Annotated in this window: 5 protein-coding genes; all 5 read left to right on the forward strand. The window is 61.2% G+C overall.

Annotated features, from left to right (window positions below; translation table 11 throughout):
- On the forward strand, positions 1-180 hold a 180-nt coding region (locus tag Q7W83_RS13410), incomplete at its 5' end, for a hypothetical protein (protein ID WP_473656188.1).
- A 23-nt stretch (positions 181-203) separates the two neighbouring features.
- A complete protein-coding gene (locus tag Q7W83_RS13415) occupies positions 204-1,982 on the forward strand; it encodes a PQQ-dependent methanol/ethanol family dehydrogenase (RefSeq protein ID WP_150630496.1) in 1,779 nt (592 codons plus the stop codon).
- 255 nt (positions 1,983-2,237) lie between these two features.
- On the forward strand, positions 2,238-3,758 hold the full coding sequence (exaC, locus tag Q7W83_RS13420) for an acetaldehyde dehydrogenase ExaC (protein WP_150630497.1): 1,521 nt from the start codon (positions 2,238-2,240) through the stop codon (positions 3,756-3,758).
- A gap of 260 nt (positions 3,759-4,018) precedes the next feature.
- Entirely contained in the window at positions 4,019-4,090 is a 72-nt protein-coding gene (pqqA, locus tag Q7W83_RS13425; RefSeq protein WP_003253598.1) for a pyrroloquinoline quinone precursor peptide PqqA, read from the forward strand.
- 55 nt (positions 4,091-4,145) lie between these two features.
- A complete protein-coding gene (pqqB, locus tag Q7W83_RS13430; protein ID WP_150639993.1) occupies positions 4,146-5,060 on the forward strand; it encodes a pyrroloquinoline quinone biosynthesis protein PqqB in 915 nt (304 codons plus the stop codon).
- Positions 5,061-5,169 lie beyond the last annotated feature (109 nt).

Consider the following 5,169-nt stretch of genomic DNA (forward strand, 5'->3'; position numbering starts at 1 on the left):
TCAGGCCCTCATCGCGAGCAGGCTCGCTCCCACAGGGGACTGGTGTCGATCACAAAAACCGGTGTTCATCTCATCAGACCCGCTACTAAGGAACTAGCAATCTCAGCACTGCGGGCAATTGTTGCAACGGCGGCCGCGCCCAAGAATCTGCACCAGACCGGGAAAATTTCCCGGGTATAACAAAAACCGCAGAGGCAGCCGTCATGACCCAACCCGCACGTCGCCAACCCTTCGTCTTGAGCCTGTTGCTCAGTGCCATGCTGTTGTCCGGCACGGCATTGGCCGCCGTCACCGACCAGGACATTCTCCAGGACCCCAAGAACCCGGAGCAGATCGTCACCAACGGTCTGGGCGTCCAGGGTCAGCGCTACAGCCCGCTCGACACCCTCAACGTCAACAACGTGAAGGACTTGCGGCCGGTCTGGGCCTTCTCCTTCGGCGGCGAAAAACAACGCGGTCAGCAAGCACAGCCGATGATCAAGGACGGCGTGATGTACATGACCGGTTCTTACTCGCGGGTGTTCGCGGTGGACGCGCGCACCGGCAAGAAGCTCTGGCAATACGATGCCCGCCTGCCCGATGACATCCGCCCGTGCTGCGACGTGATCAACCGGGGCGTGGCACTGTATGGCGACCTCGTGTTCTTCGGCACCCTCGACGCCAAACTCGTGGCCCTGAACAAAGACACCGGCAAAGTGGTGTGGAGCAAGAAAGTCGCCGACCACAAGGAAGGCTATTCCATCAGCGCAGCGCCGTTGGTGATCAACGGCAAGCTGATTACCGGTGTGGCCGGTGGCGAGTTCGGGGTGGTCGGCAAGATCGAAGCCTATGACCCGAAAAACGGCGACTTGCTGTGGAGTCGCCCGACCGTCGAAGGCCACATGGGCTATGTCTACAAGGACGGGAAAGCGGTAGAGAACGGTATTTCCGGTGGCGAAGCCGGCAAGACCTGGCCGGGGGATCTGTGGAAAACCGGCGGCGCGGCACCTTGGCTCGGCGGTTACTACGACCCGGAAACCAATCTGCTGCTGTTCGGCACCGGCAACCCGGCGCCGTGGAACTCGCACCTGCGTCCTGGCGACAACCTTTATTCATCCTCGCGTCTGGCGCTGAACCCGGACGACGGCACGATCAAATGGCACTTCCAGAGCACGCCCCACGACGGCTGGGACTATGACGGCGTGAACGAGCTGGTCTCGTTCAACTACACCGAAGGCGGTAAAGAAATCAAAGCCGCCGCGACCGCGGACCGTAACGGTTTCTTCTACGTGCTGGACCGCACCAACGGCAAATTCATTCGTGGCTTCCCGTTCGTGGACAAGATCACCTGGGCCACCGGGCTGGATAAAGACGGCCGGCCGATCTACAACGAGGCCAGCCGTCCGGGCGCACCGGGCACCGAAGCCAAGGGCAGTTCGGTGTTCGTCGCCCCGGCGTTCCTCGGCGCGAAAAACTGGATGCCGATGGCCTATAACAAGGACACCGGGTTGTTCTACGTACCGTCCAACGAGTGGGGCATGGACATCTGGAACGAAGGCATCGCCTACAAGAAAGGCGCGGCGTTCCTTGGTGCCGGTTTCACCATCAAACCGTTGAACGAAGACTACATCGGCGTGCTGCGCGCCATCGACCCGAAAACCGGCAAGGAAGTCTGGCGTCACAAGAACTTCGCGCCGTTGTGGGGCGGGGTGCTGACCACCAAAGGCAACCTGGTGTTCACCGGCACGCCGGAAGGTTTCCTCCAGGCGTTCAACGCCAAGACCGGCGAGAAAGTCTGGGAATTCCAGACCGGCTCTGGCGTACTGGGTTCACCCGTGACCTGGGAAATGGACGGCGAGCAGTACGTCTCGGTGCTGTCCGGTTGGGGTGGCGCTGTTCCGCTGTGGGGCGGTGAAGTGGCCAAGCGCATCAAGGACTTCAACCAGGGCGGCATGCTCTGGACCTTCAAGTTGCCAAAAGACCTCGTGGTGGCCAAGCACTAACCCCAAGTCCACCGCATAACCCTGTGGGAGCGAGACCGGCTTGCCGGCGATAGCGGACTATCAGTCAACAAAGATGTTGAATGTGCTGGCCTTATCGCGGGCAAGCCCGCTCTCACTGGGGGATTTGTCGGCAAACCTACTACCAAATAACGAGAACCCCCCTGCCAACGGCGCATTCGTTCGGCACGCGGGGCTCTCTACTATCGGTTCATCGCCTGTTTGCCCGACAGGCATCGACCCAGACAGAGGCTCACCATGATCTACGCACAACCCGGAACACCAGGCGCCGTCGTGACGTTCAAGGCGCGCTACGGCAACTTCATCGGCGGCGAGTTCGTCGCGCCGGTCAATGGCGAGTACTTCACCAACACCTCGCCGGTGAACGGTGAAGTGATCGCCGAGTTCCCGCGCTCCAGCGCCGCCGACATTGACAAGGCCCTCGACGCCGCCCACGCCGCTGCCGATGCCTGGGGCAAAACCTCGGCCCAGGACCGCTCGCTGGTGCTGCTGAAAATCGCCGATCGCATCGAACAGAACCTCGAAATTCTCGCCGTCACCGAAACCTGGGACAACGGCAAAGCCGTGCGCGAAACCCTGAACGCCGACGTGCCGCTGGCCGCCGACCATTTCCGTTACTTCGCCGGCTGCATCCGCGCGCAGGAAGGCGGCGCCGCCGAGATCAACGAGCTGACCACCGCCTACCATTTCCACGAGCCATTGGGCGTGGTCGGGCAAATCATTCCGTGGAACTTCCCGCTGCTGATGGCCGCGTGGAAACTCGCCCCGGCCCTGGCGGCCGGTAACTGCATCGTGCTCAAACCAGCCGAGCAGACGCCGTTGTCGATCATGATTTTCGCCGAACTGATCGCCGACTTGCTGCCGGCCGGCGTGCTGAACATCGTGCAAGGTTTCGGTCGCGAAGCCGGTGAAGCGCTGGCTACCAGCAAACGCATCGCCAAGATCGCCTTCACCGGTTCCACCCCGATTGGTGCGCACATCATGAAATGCGCGGCCGAGAACATCATTCCAAGCACCGTTGAACTGGGCGGCAAGTCGCCGAACATCTTCTTCGAAGACATCATGAACGCCGAGCCACAGTTCATCGAGAAAGCCGCCGAAGGCCTGGTGCTCGCCTTCTTCAACCAGGGCGAAGTCTGCACCTGCCCATCACGAGCGCTGGTGCAGGAATCGATCTACGACGACTTTATGAAAGTGGTGATGAAGAAGATCGCCAAGATCAAGCGCGGCGACCCACTGGACACCGAAACCATGGTCGGCGCCCAGGCGTCTGAGCAGCAATACGACAAGATCCTCTCGTACCTGAAAATTGCCCAGGAGGAGGGCGCCGAGCTGCTCACCGGCGGCGCGGCCGAGCGTCTTGAGGGCGACTTGTCGACGGGTTACTACATCCAGCCGACCCTGCTCAAGGGCCACAACAAGATGCGCGTGTTCCAGGAAGAAATCTTCGGTCCGGTGGTGGGCATCACCACGTTCAAGGACGAAGCCGAAGCCCTGGCGATTGCCAACGACAGTGAGTTCGGCCTCGGTGCCGGTCTGTGGACCCGCGACATCAACCGTGCGTACCGCATGGGCCGGGCGATCAAGGCTGGTCGCGTGTGGACCAACTGCTACCACCTGTACCCGGCGCACGCTGCGTTCGGAGGCTACAAAAAATCCGGCGTCGGCCGTGAAAACCACAAGATGATGCTCGACCACTACCAGCAGACCAAAAACCTGCTGGTGAGCTACGACATCAATCCGCTGGGCTTCTTCTAACCCCCGCAAAAACACCACCAAAACCTGTGGGAGCGGGCTTGCCCGCGATAGCGGTCTGACATCCAACATCCATGTTGAATGTGCTGGCCTCATCGCGAGCAGGCTCGCTCCCACATTGGTTTTGTGTGTATTTGAAGACCGCGCAAACACCCCCTACCAACGCACCCCACGACCTCCTTCGAAAGTAGCATTCGGGCGCCTGCCGCCTCGTGCATTAATGGCTTTACCGGAATCGTCCGGCACAAGAAGAGGATTGACCCATGTGGACTAAACCCGCGTTTACCGATCTGCGCATTGGCTTCGAAGTGACGATGTATTTCGCCAACCGCTGATCGTCCACCCGGCCAGCCGCTGAGTTGGCCGGGCCTGCCTTCTGGAGCATCGCCCATGCACATCCGCGTTCTCGGTTCCGCCGCTGGCGGTGGTTTTCCGCAATGGAACTGCAACTGCCGCCAGTGCGCCGGCGTGCGCAATGGCAGCCTGCGCGCGCAACGTCGCACGCAGTCCTCCATTGCCCTGAGCGACAACGGTGTGGACTGGGTGCTGTGCAATGCTTCCCCGGATATCCGTGCGCAACTCGAGGGTTTCGCGCCGCTGCAACCGGCCCGCCGCCTGCGCGACACGGCGATTGCCGGCGTGGTCCTGATGGACAGCCAGATCGACCATTGCACCGGCCTGTTGAGCCTGCGCGAAGGCTGCCCGCATTCGGTGTGGTGCACCGAGCGGGTGCATGAAGACCTGAGCAGCGGTTTCCCGTTGTTCACCATGCTCAAACACTGGAATGGCGGCTTGCAGTGGCAACCCGTGGGGCTGGACCGCGAGCCATTCAGCATCGCGGCCTGCAAGCATTTGCAGTTTCGGGCGATTCCACTGGTCAGCAACGCGCCGCCGTATTCGCCCAATCGTGGCAATCCGCAACCGGGCGACACCATTGGCCTGTTCATCGAAGACCTGCGTACGGGCGCGTCGTTGTTCTATGCGCCGGGCCTGGGTCAGATCGACGATGAGGTGTCGAGCTGGATGCAACGCGCCGATTGTTTGTTGCTGGACGGTACGTTGTGGCGCGATGACGAAATGCGCGTGTGTGAAGTCGGCCAGAGCCTGGGCAGTGAAATGGGCCACCTGCCGCAAAGCGGACCGGGCGGCATGCTTGAAGTGCTGGAGGGTTTCAACCGCCAGCGCAAGGTGCTGATCCACATCAACAACACCAATCCGATCCTCGATGAAGACTCGGCTGAGCGGGCGTTGCTGGAGCGGCGCGGGATCGAAGTGGCCTATGACGGCATGAGTATTGAGTTATAGGGCATCGAGACCGCCGCGCGGTCTATCGCCAGCAGGCTGGCTCCCACAAGGGACGCGATCAACTGTGGGAGCCAGCCTGCTGGCGATGAGGTCGGTCCAGACACCACAA

This window comes from Pseudomonas sp. 300 (assembly GCF_055803035.1).